This is a genomic window from Streptomyces sp. NPDC054872 (assembly GCF_053610705.1).
Genome location: NZ_JBSGYY010000036.1, coordinates 1 through 20,196 on the forward strand (window position 1 = coordinate 1; position 20,196 = coordinate 20,196).

23 protein-coding genes and 1 riboswitch are annotated in these 20,196 nt (G+C 68.4%); of the genes, 13 read left to right on the top strand and 10 right to left on the bottom strand.

Going from position 1 to position 20,196, the window contains the following annotated elements:
• The coding region (locus tag ACWGIH_RS33240; protein ID WP_453510328.1) for a HalD/BesD family halogenase at positions 1–879 on the top strand (879 nt) is incomplete at its 5' end.
• Positions 880–1,225: 346 nt separating this feature from the next.
• Here ACWGIH_RS33240 and ACWGIH_RS33245 read toward each other — a convergent pair.
• Positions 1,226–1,687 carry a hypothetical protein gene (locus ACWGIH_RS33245; protein WP_453448904.1) on the bottom strand — a complete coding sequence of 154 codons (462 nt, stop codon included), beginning with the start codon at positions 1,685–1,687 and terminating at the stop codon, positions 1,226–1,228.
• A gap of 419 nt (positions 1,688–2,106) precedes the next feature.
• On the opposite strand from ACWGIH_RS33245, the gene ACWGIH_RS33250 reads away from it, so the two are divergent.
• Together ACWGIH_RS33250 and ACWGIH_RS33255 are read left to right on the top strand one after the other, a co-directional pair.
• Complete coding sequence (locus ACWGIH_RS33250; RefSeq protein ID WP_453448905.1) at positions 2,107–2,628, top strand: hypothetical protein; 522 nt, start codon at positions 2,107–2,109, stop codon at positions 2,626–2,628.
• 231 nt (positions 2,629–2,859) lie between these two features.
• The gene (locus tag ACWGIH_RS33255) at positions 2,860–3,177 is read left to right on the top strand and encodes a DUF6545 domain-containing protein (RefSeq protein ID WP_453448906.1); all 318 of its coding nucleotides are present in this window, start codon (positions 2,860–2,862) and stop codon (positions 3,175–3,177) included.
• An 18-nt stretch (positions 3,178–3,195) separates the two neighbouring features.
• Here the strand turns inward: ACWGIH_RS33255 and ACWGIH_RS33260 are convergent, their stop codons facing one another.
• On the bottom strand, positions 3,196–4,020 hold the full coding sequence (locus ACWGIH_RS33260) for an SMI1/KNR4 family protein (RefSeq protein ID WP_453448907.1): 825 nt from the start codon (positions 4,018–4,020) through the stop codon (positions 3,196–3,198).
• A 625-nt stretch (positions 4,021–4,645) separates the two neighbouring features.
• Here ACWGIH_RS33260 and ACWGIH_RS33265 point away from each other — a divergent pair.
• A complete protein-coding gene (locus tag ACWGIH_RS33265) occupies positions 4,646–5,026 on the top strand; it encodes a hypothetical protein (RefSeq protein WP_453448908.1) in 381 nt (126 codons plus the stop codon).
• Between the two features lie 271 nt (positions 5,027–5,297).
• Here ACWGIH_RS33265 and ACWGIH_RS33270 read toward each other — a convergent pair whose 3' ends face one another.
• Complete coding sequence (locus ACWGIH_RS33270; protein ID WP_453448909.1) at positions 5,298–5,933, bottom strand: hypothetical protein; 636 nt, start codon at positions 5,931–5,933, stop codon at positions 5,298–5,300.
• 369 nt (positions 5,934–6,302) lie between these two features.
• Between ACWGIH_RS33270 and ACWGIH_RS33275 the strand changes: the two genes are divergently transcribed.
• From ACWGIH_RS33275 to ACWGIH_RS33305, 7 genes are all read left to right on the top strand, one after another.
• Positions 6,303–6,701 (top strand): hypothetical protein, encoded by a 399-nt coding sequence (locus ACWGIH_RS33275; protein ID WP_453448910.1) that lies wholly within the window; start codon positions 6,303–6,305, stop codon positions 6,699–6,701.
• A gap of 617 nt (positions 6,702–7,318) precedes the next feature.
• Positions 7,319–7,444, top strand: a riboswitch (TPP riboswitch).
• The gene (gene thiM, locus ACWGIH_RS33280; RefSeq protein WP_453448911.1) at positions 7,438–8,268 is read left to right on the top strand and encodes a hydroxyethylthiazole kinase; all 831 of its coding nucleotides are present in this window, start codon (positions 7,438–7,440) and stop codon (positions 8,266–8,268) included. It overlaps the preceding riboswitch by 7 nt.
• Before the next feature lie 232 nt (positions 8,269–8,500).
• Positions 8,501–9,139: a thiamine phosphate synthase gene (thiE, locus tag ACWGIH_RS33285; protein WP_453448912.1), complete on the top strand. Its 639-nt coding sequence runs from the start codon at positions 8,501–8,503 to the stop codon at positions 9,137–9,139.
• A complete protein-coding gene (gene thiD / locus ACWGIH_RS33290) occupies positions 9,136–9,960 on the top strand; it encodes a bifunctional hydroxymethylpyrimidine kinase/phosphomethylpyrimidine kinase (protein ID WP_453448913.1) in 825 nt (274 codons plus the stop codon). The genes thiE and thiD overlap by 4 nt, the downstream gene beginning before the upstream one ends.
• A gap of 5 nt (positions 9,961–9,965) precedes the next feature.
• On the top strand, positions 9,966–10,655 hold the full coding sequence (gene tenA, locus ACWGIH_RS33295) for a thiaminase II (protein ID WP_453448914.1): 690 nt from the start codon (positions 9,966–9,968) through the stop codon (positions 10,653–10,655).
• Positions 10,652–12,055, top strand: a complete 1,404-nt coding sequence (locus ACWGIH_RS33300) for a purine-cytosine permease family protein (protein WP_453448915.1) — start codon at positions 10,652–10,654, stop codon at positions 12,053–12,055. The genes tenA and ACWGIH_RS33300 overlap by 4 nt, the downstream gene beginning before the upstream one ends.
• A gap of 371 nt (positions 12,056–12,426) precedes the next feature.
• On the top strand, positions 12,427–12,732 hold the full coding sequence (locus ACWGIH_RS33305) for a hypothetical protein (RefSeq protein ID WP_453448916.1): 306 nt from the start codon (positions 12,427–12,429) through the stop codon (positions 12,730–12,732).
• A 250-nt stretch (positions 12,733–12,982) separates the two neighbouring features.
• Here the strand turns inward: ACWGIH_RS33305 and ACWGIH_RS33310 are convergent, their stop codons facing one another.
• From ACWGIH_RS33310 to ACWGIH_RS33320, 3 genes are all read right to left on the bottom strand, one after another.
• The gene (locus ACWGIH_RS33310) at positions 12,983–13,900 is read right to left on the bottom strand and encodes a cupin domain-containing protein (protein ID WP_453448917.1); all 918 of its coding nucleotides are present in this window, start codon (positions 13,898–13,900) and stop codon (positions 12,983–12,985) included.
• 23 nt (positions 13,901–13,923) lie between these two features.
• The gene (locus tag ACWGIH_RS33315; RefSeq protein ID WP_453448918.1) at positions 13,924–14,832 is read right to left on the bottom strand and encodes a zinc-binding dehydrogenase; all 909 of its coding nucleotides are present in this window, start codon (positions 14,830–14,832) and stop codon (positions 13,924–13,926) included.
• Positions 14,833–15,411: 579 nt separating this feature from the next.
• Positions 15,412–16,209, bottom strand: a complete 798-nt coding sequence (locus ACWGIH_RS33320; protein ID WP_453448919.1) for a hypothetical protein — start codon at positions 16,207–16,209, stop codon at positions 15,412–15,414.
• 94 nt (positions 16,210–16,303) lie between these two features.
• Between ACWGIH_RS33320 and ACWGIH_RS33325 the strand changes: the two genes are divergently transcribed.
• Positions 16,304–16,609 carry a hypothetical protein gene (locus ACWGIH_RS33325; RefSeq protein ID WP_453448920.1) on the top strand — a complete coding sequence of 102 codons (306 nt, stop codon included), beginning with the start codon at positions 16,304–16,306 and terminating at the stop codon, positions 16,607–16,609.
• Positions 16,610–16,621: 12 nt separating this feature from the next.
• On the opposite strand, the gene ACWGIH_RS33330 is transcribed toward ACWGIH_RS33325, so the two are convergent.
• Complete coding sequence (locus ACWGIH_RS33330) at positions 16,622–17,338, bottom strand: TetR/AcrR family transcriptional regulator (protein ID WP_453448921.1); 717 nt, start codon at positions 17,336–17,338, stop codon at positions 16,622–16,624.
• A 98-nt stretch (positions 17,339–17,436) separates the two neighbouring features.
• Here ACWGIH_RS33330 and ACWGIH_RS33335 point away from each other — a divergent pair, with 98 nt between their 5' ends.
• Positions 17,437–18,639 carry an FAD-dependent monooxygenase gene (locus ACWGIH_RS33335; protein ID WP_453448922.1) on the top strand — a complete coding sequence of 401 codons (1,203 nt, stop codon included), beginning with the start codon at positions 17,437–17,439 and terminating at the stop codon, positions 18,637–18,639.
• A 93-nt stretch (positions 18,640–18,732) separates the two neighbouring features.
• On the opposite strand, the gene ACWGIH_RS33340 is transcribed toward ACWGIH_RS33335, so the two are convergent.
• Genes ACWGIH_RS33340 through ACWGIH_RS33350 form a run of 3 tightly spaced genes read right to left on the bottom strand, consistent with a single transcriptional unit; the run spans position 18,733 to position 20,167 of the window.
• A complete protein-coding gene (locus tag ACWGIH_RS33340) occupies positions 18,733–19,353 on the bottom strand; it encodes a hypothetical protein (RefSeq protein ID WP_453448923.1) in 621 nt (206 codons plus the stop codon).
• Positions 19,354–19,391: 38 nt separating this feature from the next.
• Positions 19,392–19,931: an RNA polymerase sigma factor gene (locus tag ACWGIH_RS33345; RefSeq protein WP_453448924.1), complete on the bottom strand. Its 540-nt coding sequence runs from the start codon at positions 19,929–19,931 to the stop codon at positions 19,392–19,394.
• Positions 19,928–20,167: a hypothetical protein gene (locus ACWGIH_RS33350; RefSeq protein WP_453448925.1), complete on the bottom strand. Its 240-nt coding sequence runs from the start codon at positions 20,165–20,167 to the stop codon at positions 19,928–19,930. Before ACWGIH_RS33350 ends, ACWGIH_RS33345 begins: the two co-directional genes overlap by 4 nt.
• Positions 20,168–20,196: the final 29 nt, after the last annotated feature.

Genomic DNA, 20,196 nt, shown 5'->3' on the forward strand with positions numbered 1-20,196 from the left:
GAGCGGCGTCAACACTGGCCGCTCTGCGCGCTGTGCCCGACGGTCACCGGCTCCCTAGCCGGCTTCAGGGGACGTCAGTGGATCGGGGACCAACTGGACCAGTGCCCGCTGGAGTACCGCGTCGTCCCCCAGGGGCGCGGAGGCAAGTCCCGCCCCGTGCCCGGCGGCGCAGCGTTTGTGGGCGCGGGCCGGGAGGGTACGGCTGTGCTCGTGCTGACGCTGCCCTCGCAAACCGCCGCCCTGGCCGCCCGCTTCGCCAAGTCGGGATACCTGCCGCTACCGGGCCTGCTGACCCGCACCGGGCTCACCACGCTGCAAGAAGAGTGCGACCGTCTGGAAGTCGGTGCCCGCCGCCGGGACTTCCGCATGGCCTGCATGGACAACAGTCCTCGCCACATGACCACGCTGGGCGGCCAGCACATCGCCCAAGAATCCGCGCTCATCACCGGCCTCTACCGCAACGCGGGGCTGCTCGCGTTCCTAGCGGCCCTCCACCGGGCCGAGGTGACCACGGTGGCGGAGCCGGTGGAACGCCACGTCCTGAACATCCTCCACCGTCCCGGCGACACCCACGGCGCCCATACCGACGACTACCCCCTGGCCCTGGTCCTCTTCCTCCAGGCCCCGCCCCGGGCCGACGACGGAGGACTCCTCGAGTTCAGCCCCGGCCGCCACGACCTCAAAGCCCTCAAAGAACCCGGCACTTGCCAACTCCACCACCCGCCCGGCGACGCCTACCTCCTACGCAGCGATCTGACCGCCCACCGCGTCACGCCCCTGACCCGCCCCGGCCGGCGACGCACTGTCCTCAACTTCGCCTACACCACCCCTGACCGGCAACAACCCACCACCAAAACCGCCCACCACCTCTACACCTGACCCGCCCGACCACGCCCCCGGCATCAGCGAAAAACCGAACCCGGGTCAGGACAGCCGGACGACAGACATCACCAAGGCGTCGAGGCGCGCCGGCGGTGGCGGTCGAAGCACGCTGCCGCCAGCACTTGCGGAATCCTGCAGGCGGTAAGAGCCTCGTCCCGGAATCGGGCGGCGCAGGGGACCCACGTGCGCGCCATCACCGAAGCGGCGGCCCTCGACGCTGCGCCCCGCAGGCCCTTCTGGCGCCCGGCAGGCACGCGCCGACACCAACCTCGACACCATCCTCGTAAAGATCACATCCCGACGGCCACGGCGGCCAGCACCTGCCGGCCGCCCCTGCACCGGATCAGCCGGCGGGAAAGAACTGCACCAGATAGCGCTCGACGCCGACCACCGGCACCGGTGACTCCCCCAGCCCAGCCAGCTCGGCACGGCACGTGCCATGCGCCCGCACCCGCCACGGCCCCTTCCCGCCCAGCCCGATCAGGTCAGCGGTGCGCCCCAACGAGGGCGTCCACACGGCGACATCACCGCTCACCGACTCAAAGCCCACCTCGCCCCGCACCTCCCACACGGCGTCCTCCTGCGCGGGCGGAGCCCCGTCCCAGACCTGCACCGTCACCGCCGCGGTATGCGTGTGGCCGGCACTGCACAGATCGACACGGCCCGGGAACGCGTTCACGAACACTTCGGCGTTGAACGCATCGGGAAACTCGACCGGCACGTCAGCATCCCAGGACTCCACAAACGCGAACGCGAAGGAATCCACGAACACCTCCAGCCGCTGCTCTTGGACCAGTTCAGCCACGCAGGCCACTCCTAGGCGAACGTCCCGGACAAGGACCACGATCGTATCGCCGCGCCCTCACTCGAAACCCGCACCAAGCCCCACGGGCGCCCTCCCCTGGTCGAGCGTGGCGCGGCTCCAGACACCTGCACGCAGGCATATTGCCGTTCCCCCGCAGGCCCTGGTGGGGTGCCAGTCGTGAGCGTTCGGGTGGTCCTGGAGCCTTCGCGGAGGTCGATCACCTCGAGGGTGAGCGGATCCCACCTAACCCGTACGCAACATCTCCCCCGCCAACGGCAGTAACCCCTATTGCAGAATCGTCTTTTCTCGAAATTGAGCTAATATCCCACCACTCAACGGCTGTACATACCCCGGCTGCATGGGTCATTCTGAGAATTCTCAGCCGTGCATGGGGCAGGAAGGGACACGGGGGTGGGATCGTGTCGGGCAGCGTTTGGGGCGCCATCGGGAAGGGCGCAGGGAAGGCAACCGGAGAGGCAATAGGCTTGCTTGCAGGGGCACTTGTAGGCTCGTACTTCTTCGGAACAAAGAAAGCCACCGTGGGATTCGTCAACAACTCTGGGAAGAACCTCTACTTCTGCGTGTACTCCCCTCTGGCCAACGAGTCCAGTGGGTGGCACTTCCTTCGGGCAGGAGGAAATACTGGAATCACATGTGGGATACCTCGGCGAGATCACTCGGAAACTTTTTACCTGCACGGTAGGACTGCGGACGGAACTACCCTTTGGGAGGGCGATTTGGAGTTCCATGCAGCCTTCCCACTGAAAGGTGACCTCCAGCACGAGAACGACCGTTCGCTGAATGAGTTCGAGATCCAAGGGGCAGCCGGAAGTAATCCCGTGATCATCGCGGCGAAGAGTCGGAACGCAGGGCGACCGAAAAAGGTAAAAGGCATGCGAGTCACGATCTCAGGAGATTTTACCTTCCGATTCCATGACTGACCCTGCACGGCGGCTCGGCTGGGCGACGGATACGGACTCGGCGGGGGGACGAGGGATGTCGTCGACGTCTGGGAGGTCCGCTTCACGCTCGACGCGTCCTCGATGCCGAGCTGCCTGGCCAGGTACTCCACGACCTCCCACGGCACCGCCAGCGGGCCGTCGCCCAGGAACCGGTCTGAGCGGCCTGAACCGACTGCACACACGCACCCAGCACCGGCACCTGGGGAAGCTGTGGCAGACCCCCAGCGACGCCGCCCCTCCATCACACTGACGAACCCGGGCTTCACTCTCCGCGAAGGGCTGACGGGCGACGAACTGCGGGCGGCCATCCTGGCCGCGCAGATCGCCACCGCCCTCCACACCCGCCGGCCTCTTCCCGAACAACCCGCCCAGGGCGCCCGCTCGGTATCCGAACCCGATCAGATGAACGCCTTGCAGGAAGCCGCCTGGCTGACCCAAGTCTCCGCCGCTCTGGACCACTCCCCCGTCGCCCACAGCGTGCTGCACGCTCACCGGCACGGCGCCAACTCGGCCCCCGCGCAGGCATAACACCTGTGACCCACGGGGTTACGTACTTCCACGGCCGCTACTCGGTCGGCGACGACACACTGCGTGCTGTCGAGGACGCTGACGATCGCGCACGCATTGGCACCGCTCGATGGAACCTGGGGCACGCTCTGCACTCCCGTCCCGAGGCCGCTGCGGCCGAAGAAGCCAGGGACGTCGCGCATGCTCCTCGTTCCGGACACCTCCGTGTGAGCCTGTGCCCCGAGTGCCGCTGCGGGAACCTTGGGCGCTCTGCTCATCAGCGTCCCAGCGCAGATCGTCGTCTTCAACGATCCGCTTGTAGCCGTTCAGGGTCTCGTTGTCTTCCAAAGCGCTTGCGACGGCTTGAAGTAGCTCGGCGAGCGACGTCCAGGTGCGCCCCGGAGGGAACTCACTCGGGCCGAGTTCGTCCCGTGTGCCTACCCGGCCTTGCTGCACACCGGGTTGGGTATCCACAACAAGATAGCCACCTCCGTCGTCGCTGGCGCACGGTATCCACCCTGGATGCCATCGCGCGTACTGTCCGTCGATTTCGAGCGGGATGTCATGCGCGAGGTACTCCGCCCTTGTCTCGTTCTCGAGTTGGGCCTGCAGCCCCTGATGCTCCACGATCGCCTCTGAGCCCAGCAGCGTGTACACGGGGGGAAGAAGCCACAGGGCACTGCCGTCATGACAGAGCAGGGAATCAGTCAACTGCTCAGGGAACGTGAGCCCAAGGCGCCGCTCTGCTGCAACGACTCTCCCGCGCGTGGCCGGTGGCGGCAGAGCGTGATAACTGCCTGGTGCACAGTCGCGGAGCCAGGAATCGATGCGCCACCAGGAGTGGCTGACAGGTTCAGGTGCCATGCGGTCTCCGTTGCAACGCGCGAATTGACGGTGGTGCCTCACATGATGACTGAGGCACCACCGAGTGCGGTGACTACTGCAGCTGGAACTGCCTACTCATCCGTGAGGCACCGGATGCCCCCGCGGTCCGGCGCCGCCTGCGGCCCGCTCCCGGAGGTTCTCGCACAGTTCTCAGCACGGCACTCCGGCACGCGCCGCTCACCGTGGACCTCTTCGTAGCGACGGACAGCGGCGCAGCGTCTCCGTACAGGCACACGCAGAGGTGCTCTAGCTTGACGACACTTCTTCAAGCACTACGCCGTCTTCGGACCGGCGGCCTTCGAGCGCGGCGCCGGGTTTGAGTCGGTGACCTTGCGCCGCACCCAGCCCGTCCTCGCCCTGGTCCGTCATCGCGTCAACGTCGTCTGGAGCCCTTCTGCGCAACGGACGCACATGTGAGCCCTTGCCGTCGGCGGCGCTTGCAGCGTGGAGTCTGTGTCCTGCAGTCGATCTGGCAGGTCAGCGGAAGACGGTCGACTGACAGGCCGGCTTGCGGGAGTATCCGCTTGCTGGCATCCGATGGTGGGGGGGTCCGTTGATCACTCAAGGAGTAAAGGTCCCGGGGCGGTGCGACGCCTGCGGTGACGTGCTGATACGCGACGTTGGCCAGTACATCGACCATGGGCAGTTGTGGTGGGGCAGCGACGGCGCATGCACGGCGTGCCCCAACGGGTGGTGCGAGCAGGACACAGGCGGCGCGACTCCCGACGAGATCAGGAATGCCCTGCTGGCAGAGCATGGGCCCACACGGCTTCGCCTCGCAGACGACGAGTCGAGCCTTGTCCCCGTCTTGCGAGTCCTGCGCGAGATGCTCCACTTGTCCCTGAGCCAGGCACGGGTGATGGCCAGCGCGCTCCAAGAGACTGGCCTGGTCGGCACGCTGGTCGAGATGGAGTTCATTGCCGACGGACTGCAACGCCGATCAGTCGCTACAAAGATCGAGAAATGCGAGAGATCGGCCGGCTGAACCCCACAAACCCAACCAGAACGGCTTGACGAACGGCATTAGGAATCGCGGACACGCGATCAACCTTCGCTGGCACGGCACAGCCCCTCCGGCCCTGCGCCGTGGCGTACGTGTCCCCTCTCAAGCAATCTGGCCCCTGTCTCAGCTGATCTGGTTCGACGCGCTCGGCGTGTCAGTTGATCTGGTCCGTGGACGGGGAAGCCGCGTCAGCTGTATCCCGCGGTCCGTGCCAACGCGCCTCTCCCCGAGCCGGGTTGGGCTTCGGCAGGGGTCAGTGTTCGGGCAGCTGCCATGAAGCGAACCAGTGGGGGAACGGTCCGGCGGAGGGCGGGAAGGCGAACGGTGGGCTGCGGTCGGTGAGCAGGCGCAGCACGAACTCTCCGGTGGGGCAGTCGAAGCGCTGCCACTCACCGTCCATGTATTGCACCAGGACCGGCCAGTCGTCGGGATCGGCCGGTCCGGTCAGCCAGTGGAAGGTCAGCTCCTGTTCGGAGGTCCCCCAGGTGAGCACGCCGCCGGGCGCGGGGTGGACGGTGTAGGGCCGGTACAGGTCGGCGTACTGGGCCATGTCCCGGCCCCAGGAGACCAGATCCGTGCCCAGCGCGCCCGGCACCAGCAGGTCCAGGTACTCGTCGAAGCTGCCCGCGCCGAAGGCGTCGACGATGTCCTTGTAGTCACCGGGCAGCGCGGTACCCAGCGCGGCCTGCGCCGCGGCCCAGTCGACGCCGCGCCGATCGGGCTCCATCCACCCGGTGGTCTCCCGCAGCAACGTCACCCACCCGACACCGGGCGGGCGGGTGAACGCGCGCCGGATGAGGATCGCGACGTGGCGCGGACCATCGGCGGTGGCCGTCACCCCGTACCCGAACCAGTGCTCGGCCAGCACCCACCCGCGCAGCTCCAGCAACCCGCGCTCCCCGCCGACGGGTAGCCCGACCTCCCCGCCCACCGGCGGACCCTCAAGCGTCCCTGCCGCCCTGCCCCCGACGACCCACGCACGAACGGGCACAGCAGCCCCGTCGACCACGTCCGCAGCGACGCGCTCCAGCTCAGCCAAATCCCCCGCGTCACTGGGCACACAGACATGCCCCGCCCCATGAGCAGGCAGCGGACAGTGCAGTTCAGGTGCGCGCCACACGTCATTCAAACGGGCACGCAAAGCAGAGGCATCCACCCGGCCAAGTGAACAACACGGCACCGACAACGCGCGTCACTCGCCCGAAAGCAGCAAAATGGGCGGGCCCTCAGCGCGTGCCCCTGTGACGTTGGTCAGGGGGTGGGCGGCCTGCCCGACAACTGGGCGCAGCAGATCAACCGGGTGGGTGTCCGACTACGACCGGTAGTCTCTGCAGGCCGCGACCGAACTGTGGCGGCGTTCGCCGCCCGTACCGTGGCGGCACGGCTACGGGGCGAGCGCTACAGCGCGATCGTGCACGGCCAGTTCACCCGCCCGCGCCGGTGGACGCTCCTGATCAATATTGAACTGCAGGACATGCGCACGCACTTCATGGATGTGACCAACGAACTGCGCCGCATGGAGAGGAGCGGTTCACTGGTCGCCGGGGGCGCGCAGACGCCGCGCGCCCGTTTTCCGCACACTAGTGACTTGGGTGTCGTACGACTTCTTGATGACGGCCGGCCAGAATGCCTCCCACCAGATGCCCACATCCACTGAAGGCCTCGAGCCGATTGCTCGCTGGCTCGCTGGCTCGCTGGCTCGCTGGCTCGCTGGCTCGCTGGCTCGCTGGCTCGCTGGCTGCGCATCGTGCGGTCGAGGACGCATCCCCGGGCCGTGGTCATCGGCGGAGGTCGTGGTGGTCGCAGTGAAGCGGGGCCGGGCGAGTTCGGCCGTCGGCAGGTGCTGGGCATGGCGGGCGGGCTCGACGTGGCCACGTCGGCCGGGCGCACCAGTTCCGCGTGGGTCTATGCGTCCATCTGTAAGCAGATTTCCGTGGGCATGCCTGCGACCGTAGCCGCGCTGCCTGGCCGGCGAGCAGGGCAGCAGCAGCGGTATCTCGGCTCCGTTTCCCCAGCACGCGCCAGGCGCCGCTCCTTCTGTCCGGGGCAGGTCGGCCTGGCAGGCAGGAAGGTACCGGTCCAGGTGGCAATCCGTGTCGCAGAAGGTCCAGTACCTGGGCGTGGCCCTCCGCCGCGCCGCTTGCGGCAGCAGTCGATGCGGACAGATCGGGCCCTGGTGGCCAAAGGGGCCCCCGTCAGTTCCGCCAACAGATCCGTGTCGTTTCGTGATCTACCCGAGTGCGAACTCCCGTTCTTGAAGGAGGTAGATTGCGTAGCGACCACCGCGGGAGCTCGGGAGTAGCCGGGCTGAGAGGGCGGACGGGACTTGCTCCCCTTGCCGCCGACCGCATGAACCTGGACCGGGTAATGCCGGCGTAGGAAGGGTGTTGACGATGGATACTGCCTCCATACCTGCCCAGCACGGCACTGCGGTTTCCCGTGATGCCGTAGCGGATGTGATCACGTCTCTGCGGACTTCCGCGCCCCTTGTGCACTGCCTGACCAACGTCGTGGTGTCGCAGTTCACCGCGAACGTGCTGCTCGCGGCGGGGGCTGCCCCCGCGATGGTGCACAGCGCGGAGGAGGCCGGAGCGCTGGCCCGGGTGGCCGGGGGTGTCCTGGTCAATCTGGGAACGGTGACGTCCGTGACGGCGCCGGCGATGCGCGTCGCGGTCGCAGAAGCGGCCGGGGCGGGGCGGCCGTGGGTGCTCGACCCGGTGGCGGCCGGCCTGCTGCCCTGGCGCACCGACCTCGCCCACGAACTTCTGGAGAGCGCACCCCCAGCGGTCGTTCGCGGCAATGCTTCCGAGATCCTGGCACTGGACGGCGGGACGGGTGGGCGCGGCGTGGACAGCACGGACGCCCCCGAGGCGGCGCTGGCCGCGGCCGGCGCGCTGGCCCGGCGCTACGGCTGTGCGGTCGCGGTGAGCGGTCCGCAGGACGTTCTCACGGACGGGGCGCGAGTGGTGCGCCTGGCCAACGGGCACCCGCTGCTGACTCTGGTGACGGGAACGGGCTGCTCACTCGGCGCGCTCGTGGCCGCCTGCACAGCCGTCACCGGCGACGCGCTGCTGGCCGCCACTGCCGCGACCGGCCTGCTCACCGTGGCTGCGGAGGACGCCGCCACCCGCTCCGCGGGGCCCGGCACGTTCGCGGTCGCCCTGATCGACTCGCTGTACCAGCTCAGCCCTGAGCGGCTCGCCGAGGCTCTACACCTGCGCTGAGCATGCGCGTACTGCTGGGTCCTGCGTGAGTAGTGGCCTGGACACCGTCCGCTGCACACTGCCGCCCGCCCTGGGGCAGCTCCCCCAGCACCGAGCCTGGCTGCCCTCTCCCCCTCCCGTGCCTGTGAACACCTCAAGGTGCCTGCACGTGCACGTCAGGGCCTGCCTTCCCCGTACCTCCCGATGCGTTTCCCCCGCCTTTCCCCGGCCGGGAGACCCCAAGGAGTAACCCATGCGACCTCCACTCGACCTGTCCCTGTATCTCGTGACCGACACCAGACTCTGCGGCCCCCGCGGTGTCGTCCCTACTGTTGCGGCGGCCGTCAAGGGCGGCGTCACCGCCGTCCAGTTGCGCGATCCGGACGCGGACGCCCGCACGCTGTTCTCGCTCGGCCGGGCGATCCAGGCCGAACTCGCGGGCACGGGCGTCCCCTTGATCGTCAATGATCGCCTGGACGTGGCCCTCTGGTTGGACGCGGACGGCGTCCACCTCGGGCAGCGGGACGTCTCGCCCGAGACCGCCCGGCGCCAGCTCGGTCCTCATGCGTACATCGGCCTGTCCGTCAGCCGTCCCGAGCAGTTGGCGCACGTGCCGGACAGCGTCGACCACCTCGGTGTCGGTCCGGTGTTCCCTCAGTCCACCAAGCCGGACGCGGATGCCCCGCTCGGTCTGGGAGGCCTGGCCCGGATCGTCCGGGAGACCCCGCTGCCCTGCGTGGCCATCGGCGGGATAGGCGTGTCCGAGGCCGCCGCGGTCGTGGGATGTGGCGCGGCGGGAATCGCCGTCGTCAGCGCGGTCTGCGGACAGCCCGACCCCGGGGCCGCAGCCCGTTCCCTCGTTCGTACTCTGCGACAGGAGATCCCCGCGTGAGCAGCCCGCCCATCGCCCTCACCATCGCCGCCAGCGACCCCTCCGGTGGCGCCGGGATTCAAGCCGATTTGAAGGCATTCTCCGCCAACGGCGCCTATGGGACCGCAGTTCTGACCGCCCTGACCGCACAGAACACGCAAGGCGTCACCGGCATCCATGCCGTCCCCCCGGCGTTCGTCACCGAGCAGCTCGACACTCTGTTCGCCGACGTCCCGGTGGACGCCGTCAAGATCGGGATGTTGGCCGACGCCGCCATCGCCGCGGCCGTCGCCAAAGCCCTGGAGCGGCACCGCCCCCGGTGTGTCGTCCTCGACCCCGTCATGGTCTCGACCAGCGGCCACCGCCTCCTGGAGGCCGATGCGGTGTCGGTGCTGCGCGATCGTCTCCTGCCTCTCGCCGACCTCATCACCCCCAACCTCCCCGAGGCCGGCGACCTCCTGGGCACCGGCGCCGCGAAGAACCGCGCAGAAGCCATCGAGCAGGCCCACGCACTCCTCAAGACCGGCGCCAGGCGCGTCCTCCTCAAGGGCGGCCACCACACACACGACGCCGAGTCCGTCGACATCCTCGTCGACGCCACGGACGCCTCCGACTCGGGCGTCACCGAGCTGGCAGCACCACGCGTGAACACGCGCAACACCCATGGCACCGGCTGCACCCTCTCCGCCGCGATCGCCGCCCTGCGCCCGCAGCACGACGACTGGCACACCACCGTCCATGCCGCGAAGGCGTACCTGACCGGGGCCCTGCGCGCGGCCGACACCCTGCACATCGGCTCCGGCCACGGACCCGTCCACCACTTCCACCAGTACTGGAGCTGAGACCCATGACCACAACGTTCTGCGACGAGCTGTGGACGGCCACGGCCGAGATACGTGCGGCCATCGACAAGCTGCCGTTCGTCATCGCCCTCGGCGACGGCACTCTGGACCGCGAGAAGTTCGTCTACTACCTGGCCCAGGACGCCCACTACCTGCGCGGCTACGCCCGCGCGCTGGCCAGCGCCGCCGCGAAGGCGGACCGGCCCCAGGACATCGCGTTCTTCGCGAAGTCCGCCCACGACGCCGTGGTCGTCGAGAGCTCCCTGCACGAGAGCAACGTCGTCGACGTCGACTCCTGGACGCCCTCCCCCACCTGCACCGGATACACCTCCTACCTGCTCTCCGTGGCTCACACCCAGGGCTACCCGGAGCTGGCCGCCGCGGTCCTGCCCTGTTTCTGGATCTACGCCGAGGTGGGCCGGGCGCTCCTCGAGCTGGCCGGCGACCTCGCCACCCACCCCTACGGCGACTGGATCGGCACGTACGCCGACGAGGAGTTCGAAGCCGCCACCGAACGCGCCCGGCAGATCGTCAACCGGCTTGCGGACCAGGCCGACCCGGCCACCCGCGCCCGGATGCGTACGGCCTTCACCACCGCGTCCACCTGGGAGTGGATGTTCTGGGACGCCGCCTGGCGCATGGAGTCCTGGCCCGTCGGCGCCGCTCCTGTCCAGGTTTCGGAGCCCGCGAAGTGACGACCACCACCGAACCCGCCACCCCGAGACCGGCCCCGGCCAACGAGGCGCCGCTCACCCTCGACCAGCCCACACCCAAGGTCCTGAGCGGCCTGGACCAAGGCGCCTTCTGGGCCAACCTGGGCGTCAGCCTGCTCGGCTTCAGCGGCATGCTGGTCGTCCTCGACCCCCTTGGCACCGGCAGCCCGACTCTGTCGTTCGCAGCGGCCGTCACCGCATCCGTCGTCGGCACCCTGATCGGCACCGCCGCCCTCGGCCTCGCCGCCATCACCGGGGCCCGCACCGGCGCGCCCTCGATGGTCCTGCTGCGCGGCCTGTTCGGCGCGAAGGCGTCCTACCTCCCCACCATCCTCAACGTGCTGCAGATGGTCGGCTGGGCCGTCTTCGAGCTGGTGGTCATCTCCACCGGCCTGAAGATCCTGGCCCGCCAAGCCTTCGGCGACCCGGGCCCCGGCTGGCTGTACGTACTCGTCGCGGGCGCGGTGACAACAGCGCTCACGCTGCGCCCGCTCGGCGCCCTGCGCATCATCCGCCGCTACGTCACCATCGCCGTCGTCCTGGCCATCTGCTACCTGGGCTGGGACCTGGCCGGCCGCGGCATTCCGATGGAGGGGGGCTCCTGGAAGGACTTCTGGTTCGCCGCCGACAGCGTGATCGCCGTGTCGATCTCCTGGCTGCCGTTGGTCGCCGACTACTCGCGGCACTCCCGCAGCGAGAAGGAGGCATTCGGCGGCCTCGTCGTCGGCCAGACCCTCGCTGGCGTCGCGGGCTCGGTCCTCGGCGTGGCCGCCCTCGCCATGATCGCGTTCGACACCACCGACCCGTACAAGGTCTTCGACCCTTTCACCGCCACCAGCGTCGGCGTGATCTGTTTCGGTGTCCTGGTCCTGCGCGAGGTCGACCAGTCCTTCGCCAACGTCTACTCCACCGCCGTTTCCGCCCAGAACCTGCTGCCCCGGGCCGACCGCCGCATCCTGTGCCTGATCAGCGGCACCCTGGCCACCGCCCTGGCACTTCTGGTGAACATGGACAGCTACGCCAGCTTCCTCTACCTGATCGGCGCGGTCTTCATCCCGATGTTCGCCGTCCTCGTCGTGGACTTCTTCGTACTCGGCGGCCACCGGACCTGGGACGTGTCCGAACAGGCCCCCACCCGCTGGGTCATGCTGCTGCCCTGGGCACTCGGCTTCGCCACCTACCAATTGATCGCACCGACGAACATCGCCGGCTGGTCCGACTTCTGGGCCTGGCTGCAGGGCGCCGTGGGCTTGACCGTCCAGCCGTGGATGAGCGCCTCCCTGCTCTCCTTCGCGGTAGCTGCCCTCACCACCCTCGCCGTGGGCAACAGGCGCCGCTACGTTGCAGCTTCGACCGGGCGGACTTCGGGGAGCGACACGTAGCACCACGGTGCTTACTGGGTCGGCGACAAGCCGGGGCACGCCGCCCCGGTCAGCTCGCCCGGTTGTCCGGTCTGCGAAGGATGCCCGGGCCTCCGGGCTGCAGCGGGTCGAGCCTTGCCGGGCGTCGGCGCGGCCCTCGCCGACGCCCGGCACTCGCACGATCAACGGGCCCCGTGGATCGCGAACCGGTAGAAGCCGCTCCGGTTCCCTTGGCCGCGTCGGCCGCGAACCAGAGTGCGCCGGATGCAGCCGCGAACTCATCAAGCAAGCCTGCGATTCCTTCACACTTCCCACGCCAGCTGCACGACTCAAAGTGGCATTGTTGATCAACTGGCGGGCCGGACACTCCGCGTCCAATCGGGGGGACTTCCATGCGTACGCGTACCGCTGCAGCTTCGGCTGTTTTGATCCTGTGCACGATGATCGGCTCGGCGGCCTGCTCGTCGCCCCCGGAGCACAACCCGTCTTCGGGCACCTCGACGCCGGACGAACAGGGCAAGAGCCAGCGCCAGGCCAACCCGGCGGGCCCCGATGCCGATCCCTCGTCCTGCGCGACTTCCAGCGAGAGGCTCCCCGAAGGCTGCGCAGTCGACATCGATCCGGCCGAGATGGAGCAGGCAACTCCTGCCACGGAGCCGCCAGCGACGAACGCCACGTGGGCACCTTCGACGAAGTAACTGCACCCGTCGCCGACGGCCCGGCCCGGCCCTGCCGGATACAGGCATGGTCCCGTGCAAGGCCCGCCGGAAGTACGAGAACCGGGTCAGCGCCTTCGCTCCGACCCGCTCGTGATCGTTCTCAGTGGCAACTCGCGACACCTCAACATGCGAGCCCACCAGACCGAGGCCGGGTGAGGTGCGTCGCCCCCACCCACCAACCCGGACCTCACCTGTGCTCAAGGGCCGCCGGTGATCGCCTGCCCGCGCATCACTTGCGAAGACGAGAACGGTACTCGCCCGGGGGCATGCCCCGGACACGTCGAAAGGCACGGCTGAAAGCGTGCGGCGAAGCGTAGCCGACCGCGCCGGAGATCGACTCGACCGGCTCGTCGGTGTCGCGGAGCCGGACGGACGCCAGGTCCATGCGCCACTGCGTCACGTATGCGCCCGGCGTCTGTCCGAGCGCGGACCGGAAGTGTCTGGACAGCGTCGTTCGGGAAACCGCCGTCGCTGCGGCCAGGGACCCTGTGGTCCAGGGGCGTTCCGGCCGGGCGTGGACACATGCCAGGGCATCGCGCACGACCGGATCACGCATCGCGCCCAGCCATGAGCCGGACTGCTCCTGCGGGTTGCGGGCCAGCCAGACGCGTACGAACTGGATGAGCAATAGGTCGACGATGCTGTTGACGGCGGCAGTCGTGCCGACCTGCGGCTGTGCGAGCTCCGCCGTGAGAAGCTCGACGGTCTTTCTGAGCTGTGCGTTCTCCTGGCTCGTGACGTGCATCGGCCGGACGAGGGAGGTGAGCACCGGCGTGCTCACTTCCGGGTCCTGCTCATAGCGCAGGACGAGCACTTCCGTCTGCGCCGGCGTCGAGCCCAAGTGAAGGGCGCTGCCGTCGATGAGGGCCTGGTTCGTCGCCTTGCGGTCACAGGGGCCCATCGTCGTACTGGACCCGCCGGCTATCCCGTGGGCGGTGCCCGGCGACAACAGGACGGCGTCTCCTGCCTGCACCTCCCGGGGTCTTTCGCCCGGGACGTGGAGCCACATCGTGCCACGGGACACCACGTGCAGTGCCGCTCCCGGAGAGGACTCCAGCCACAGGCCCCAGGTTCCTCCGGCCTTCAGTACGACCCCGAGCGCCCCTCGCGCACCCGATACGCGCAAGGCCTCTGCGAGTACGTCCATCGTTGCATTCTCCTCGACGGGCCTCAGACCACGTCAAGAACGATCTTTCCGTGCACCTTCCGCGCGAACAGTGCCCGAACGGCGTCGTCCACGTCCTGCCAGCTGCCGCGCAGTCCGACCGGTGCCGAGAGCCTCCCGGCGGCCATGAGACCCAGCAGGTCCGTCAACTCCCCGCTGGTCGGCGTCATGTCGCCGTAGGTGGCGATTGTGCGGGGTTCGCCGAAACCGAACAAGGCCCCCGACGCAAACGTGGTGTCCTGCCCCGAGGAGTAACCGACCACGTGGATGGTGCCGCCCTCGGCGAGGAAACTCCACGCCTGGGCCGTCAGCGGCCCACCGACCGTGTCCAGGACGAGGTCGAAGCGGTACTCGGTCCCGGCCAGGTCGGTCAGGACCATGTCGGCCCCCAGTCCGCGGAGGCCGGCGGCCCGGTCCGGTGAACCCACCAGTGCCGTCACACGAGCGCCCGCCAGCGCCGCCAACTGAACGGCGAAGTGCCCCACACCCCCGCTGGCGCCGGTGACCAGCACGTCGCGCGCCAGCAGGGAACGCTTGCGCAGCACCCGCAGCGCGGTCACTCCCGCGATCCCCAGCGCGGCACCGTCGGCCAGATCCACGCCCTCGGGTACGGTGCCGAGCGAGGCGGGACTGACCGCCACCCGCTCCGCCCACGCGTGGGAAGACATCCCCAGCGCGACGCGCGTACCTACGGGCGGCCCCGACCCATCGGATGCGGCACGCACCACAACGCCGGCCGCGTCGTGACCGTGCACAGCGCCGGCCGGCCACTGGCGCACATAATTCAACTCACCGAAGTTGAGACCGATGTGCCCTATCTCGACCAACGCCTCGTCGCTGGACGGCACGGGCTCATCGACATCGGCGAACCGGACGGGTCCGGCCTCGCCGTGATCGACCACAAGGGCGCGCATGGGTGTGTTTCCTTCGCTCGTGATTACGCCTGAACACTCGGCGCGACAGAGGCGGCAGTGCATGCATGCCGCACTGCCGCCTACTTGGAACCCTTTCCCAGGACCAGCACAGCGAACAGCCCCGTGAGAACCGATCAGTTGACGATTTGTAGCAATACCACTCGCGCACGGCGTCGAACCCCGCCGGTCAGTCGACGCCTTCGACGAACGGAAGTCACGCTCGACGCCATCGGGGAGGGCCACCAGCGCCTTCTGGGATGACTCGCTCTCGTATGCCGCGAAGGCCTGTCAAAGCTGTTGAGGTCGATCAGAACGACGCGTTGCACAGCGGCTTTTCACATGCGCCTTCGCTTCGCTCACGCGCAGCACTAAACACGTCCGGCTTTTTCGGGGGCGGTGACATCCGCTGCCTGCAGAAGCCAGCCGCAGTCTCGGAGGCGTTCGGGCGGGGCCTGCCTGTGCCGAAGCCTGGCGGGCAGCTTGAGCTTGGCGCCTGCCCCGACCTGGTTGCCTCGACGCAACCGACGTCTTGCGCTTCCTCGAACGGGTCCGGCACGTGGATCGCGGCGACGGTTGGATCTACTTCACCTTGTCGACCCAGTGCTTTCCGTCCTTGTCGAAATCAGGGCGCACTTCCAGGTCAATCTTGCTGAGCTGGCTCCGCGGAACGTCGAACGCGAAGTCGGCCGCGCCTGAGGATCCGGGCGACACGCTGCCCGCGATACCCGCACCAAGATCCCCGTCAAAGATCTGCTCGCAGGTGTCGCCGTCCTTTCCGGACTTCACGTACACGCTCATCAGTGCCCCCTGGAACGCCTCGTCCGTTCCGTTGTGCACCTTGATCCGCCACTTCAGGGCCTGGTTGCCGGACTCATGCCCGATCGAGTACCCGCCGGGCGTGAACTTGATCGGCTTGGAGACAGTGACGGTGAGGCCACCGTCCCACTTCTTCGTGTCTCCCCAGTCGCCTGCCTTCTCTGCTGCAGGTGACAGTGCAGGGGCTGCCACAGCCAGACTGCTACCGGCGCCCAGGAGGCACGCGGTCATCGCGGCGACCGAAAGCCGGGCGACCGCGGATGTGCTTATGCCGTTCATATCTCCAGGGTCCGCCCGTAGCGGGGCTGGGTCGACTGGAGCATCCCGGCGCGCGCCTGGAGCTGGCCGACTGGACCTTGATGCCGTGGAGTACCCGATCTCTGTCGCCCTCGCCGAGGCTGCCTCGCGCCTGCCGCGCGGGCCGGGGTCGCGCGCCGGGCGCGATGCTGGGGCGTCTCGGTCGGCGTACTTCTTCGCCCTCGCGTGTGCTCCCTCGCGGGCCTTCGTGTAGGCGTCCTGTACGTGGCGCAGCTGCTCGTCGGTGAAGTCCAGGGCGTCCACGTCAGTACGGGAGTCCTTCAGGGCCCGCAGCGCTGTCATGCGACGTGCCGACCGGGGCTCGGAGTCGACGCCGGTTTCGGCGTCGGGGAACGAGATGAGGGGAAAACTGGAACAGCGCGAGCACCTGCTCCACTACCGCGAGGACGGCGCCCTGGCCGGCCCGGACAAGGAACACGCCGAGACCTTGACGCCTGCCCTGCACCTGCTCCAGTCCGCGCTCGTTGCACATCAACACCATGCTGGTGCAGCAGGTCCCGGCAGAACCGGCCTGGGCGAAGAAGCTGAGCGACGAGGGCCGCGCGGCCTGACCGCGCTGTTCTGGTCCGACGGGCTGGCATCTGAGCTAAGACACGAGGGCCGTCACTGTGCGTTGCTCAGCGGGGAAGCCACACGGCTGTGATCCAGGCCGCGGTCAACGTGCGCGTTGGTCGATGAGCGTGGCCAACCCGTCCAGGATCCGCTGCAGGCCGAAATCCCATGCTTGATCTTGCCCGTCGGACTGGGCGGCTGAAGCGAAGGCCGCGGTGAGCGCGGGGAATCGCTCGCCGTGTGACTGCATCAGATCGCCGAGGATCGCACCCAGTTGGGCTTCGGGGTTGCCTGCGGGGCCTGCCGCACGGGCCTGCTGGCTGATGCCGCGTACGTGACTGACCAGTAGGACAGCCGTGTCCATCCGCTCGGCACCGCTCAAACCGGTGCCGTCCAGGGCGGACACGGCACGCTCCAGCCAGGACAGCTCTCCCGGCCCCATGATCCGCGGCCCGACGGTGGCGTCCAGTGCCCAGGAGTGCTGACGAAAGACAGTGAGCAGCTGGCGGGCCCAGTCCTCCAGCTGCTCACGCCAGCCACCACGCGGAGCCTTCGCCGCCGGGTAGGGGCCGATCGCGGCGTCCACCATCAGTGCGACCAGCTCGGCTTTGCCAGGCACGTACCGGTACAGCGCCATCTTGGTCACGCCCAGTTGCGCGGCGACCCGCTGCATGGACACATCGGCCAGGCCCTCGGAGTCGGCGATCTCGATCCCGGCCCGCGCGATGCGGTCCAGGTCGAGTGTCGGCCTGGGGCCTCGCGCGGGCTTGGGGTGCGGCCCCCACAGCAACCGCACCACCTCGGCGTGCTTGCCACCCATGGCTGCCCTCCTGCTCTGCCTTGCCGAATCAACTGTGTCTAGAGTACACAGTAAGTATCAGTGTCCGTTGGACACAGTTTTTCGAGCGGAGTGATCCCGTGAACAGGAACGTCCTCATCTCCGGCGCGAGCATTGCCGGTCCGGCGCTGGCCTACTGGCTGGGACGCCACGGCTTCCAGCCCACCGTCGTCGAGCTGGCCCCGGCCCTGCGCCAGGGCGGTCAGGCCGTCGACTTCCGCGGCGAAACGCACCTGACCGTGCTCGAACGCATGGGCCTGCTTCCCGAACTGCGCCGCGTCCAGACCGGCGGCAGCCCGATGCGCTTTGTTGATGAACGCGGCCGCACACGTCTGGAACTGCCGGCCGAGTTCGCCGGCGGTGAGATAGAGGTGCTCCGCGGAGACCTGGCCCGAGTGCTCTACGAACACAGCGCGCCCTACACCGAGTACATCTTCGGCGACTCGATCGTCAGCCTCACCGAGACCTCCTCCAGCGTGCGGGCCGACTTCCGAAGCGGAATCTCGCGCGACTTCGACCTGGTCATCGGCGCGGACGGCCTGCACTCCAACGTCCGTCGGCTCACCTTCGGACCGGAGGAGAATTACGTGAGCCACCTCGGCTACTACGCCGCCACCTGGCAACTGCACAACGACATGGGAGCAGGAAGAGGGTCGATCGGATACAACGTGCCGGGGCGGTTGGCCTCCGTCGGAACCGACCACCGGGATCCGGCACGGGCAGGGGCATTCTTCGTCTTCGCCGCACCGGAGCTGTCGTACGACCGCCACGACCTCGAACAGCAGAAGCGTCTGATCGACAACGCGTTCTCCGGCCTCAGCTGGGAGGTGCCACGCCTGCTCGATTCGCTGCACCAGGCCCCCGACCTGTACTTCGACTCGATCAGCCGGGCGGACGTGGACACCTGGTCCACAGGGCGCGTGTGCCTCGTCGGCGACGCCGCCTGCGGGGCCACCATCGGCGGCATGGGCACGGGAACCGCGGTGGTCGCCGCATACGTCCTGGCCGGCGAACTCGCGCGAGCCCAGGGCGATCACCTGGCGGCCTTCGCCCGCTACGAGAACAGGCTCCGCAAATATGCCGAGGGCTGCCAGGCAGGCGGCGACCGTACCGGTAAGTTCCTCGCCCCCGCCACCGCCATCGGCATACGCCTCCGCAACACCCTGCTGTCCCGGCGCCTGTTGCTCAACGGCATGCTCAAGCTGGGCGAGAAAGTCAGCAGCACCGTGGCCCTGCCCAACTACCCAGCCGTCTCAGCCGGTGAACGGCACGGTCTTCACTGAGAGCCGGAACTGCCCGCATCGTCACGCGCTCGGAGCTGCCCCATTCGTGGCGTTGCGCAGCAGTAGGCCCGTTTCCATGTGTAATCCGTCCGGTCAGCCCTGGGTGGGAACGCTGTCGTCGGCGTCCCTGAACAGGCGCAGGGCTGTGTGTTCAACGCCTCGGAGGGAACCGGTCGTTCGCAGCCATTGCTCGACAATGTGCCGTGGTAGCTGGGTGGGCCGGCCCAGCATCGATGTGCCGATGTGCGCGCTCTGCTCCGCCAGTTCCCTGAAGAGAGCGTGGACTTGGCCGTGGGTCAGGTTACGTGCCTGCAGACCGGCGTGCAGGCGTTGCAGCGCAGCGACCACGCTCTGCGTCCTGGTGCGGATATCCGCCGGCATGTCAGCGTCGGCGCATGCCCGTTCTGCCATCAGCCTGATGTCGCGGAGCCGGGTGAGGACATCCTGGAGGCGGGCGGGCGGGAGCGGTTGGGTGGAGGCAGGCGTCCTGTCATGAGCCGTGCGGCCGGTGGGAGCGGCGAGTTTGAAGGGCTTGAGGCCATGGAAAAGTTCGCGGCGCAGCGGGGCCAGGGCGGTGTTGCCCGTGTCGGTGTCAAGGGCGTCGCTGACCGTGCTCGTCAGCTGGGTGCGATGGTGGGCCAGCAGCTGGTCCAGCAGCTGTTCGGGGTCGTTGCGCCCGCCCTCGCGGAGTACGCGGTCGGTGCGGCTGTTCATGTGTGTCCCCCTTTTTTTATGGAGGTCGAGGACGGTGGTCAGAGGCCGAGGAGGATGATCAGCCGCTTGCGGGCGCAGCTGATGTTCTGTCGCACGGCGGCGGGGCTCATAGCGAGGGCTTCGGAGATCTCCGCGTAGGTGAACCCGTCGATGTCCCAGGCCATGACGGTGCGCATGGTGGGCGGCAGCCGGCCCAGGGCATCGAGAACGGCTTGCTGGAACTCGGAGATGACCAAGGCGGCCAGCGGGCATGTGCCGCCCGGGCGGTCCGGGACCGGGTCCGTGGGGGCGGCGCGCGTGTTGCTCTGCCGCCAGTAGCAGCGTTGGGCAGCGATCCTTAACCAGGTCCGCGGGTGATCCAGGGTGCGCCACAGGTCCGGCAGGAGTTTGGCCATGGCCTCATGGGCGGCGTCGGCGGCTTCGTAGGCGGTGGCGCCCTGGTGCATGAGGAACACCGTGACCGCGCTCATCTCCTGTGTGTAGAAGGCGTTGAAGTCATCGCGCCGGAAAGGAGCGGGCGCGGGCAGTGTTTCCTCAGCTGGGGCGTGAACGGGCGAGGGCGGCTGCTCGATGGTCATGTCTCGCCCCACCTCGTCGAACGGCCCGTGGTCGTGCCGCCGATCAAGAGGTCGACGTCGTGATGCGCCGTCTTCTCGATGAGCCGGCTGCCCGGTGGCAGCGACCGGGCGCGTTCCGACAGCCCGTGCTGGTCGAGTTCCGCACGCCGGACTTGCGCGCGGAACCTGATCCAGCGGTGGCCAAGACGCAAGATGTAGCCGCATGCGGCGACTCCCGCCACAGCCGTTGTCGTCATGGGATCCATACCCCAGCCCCTGTGTCCAA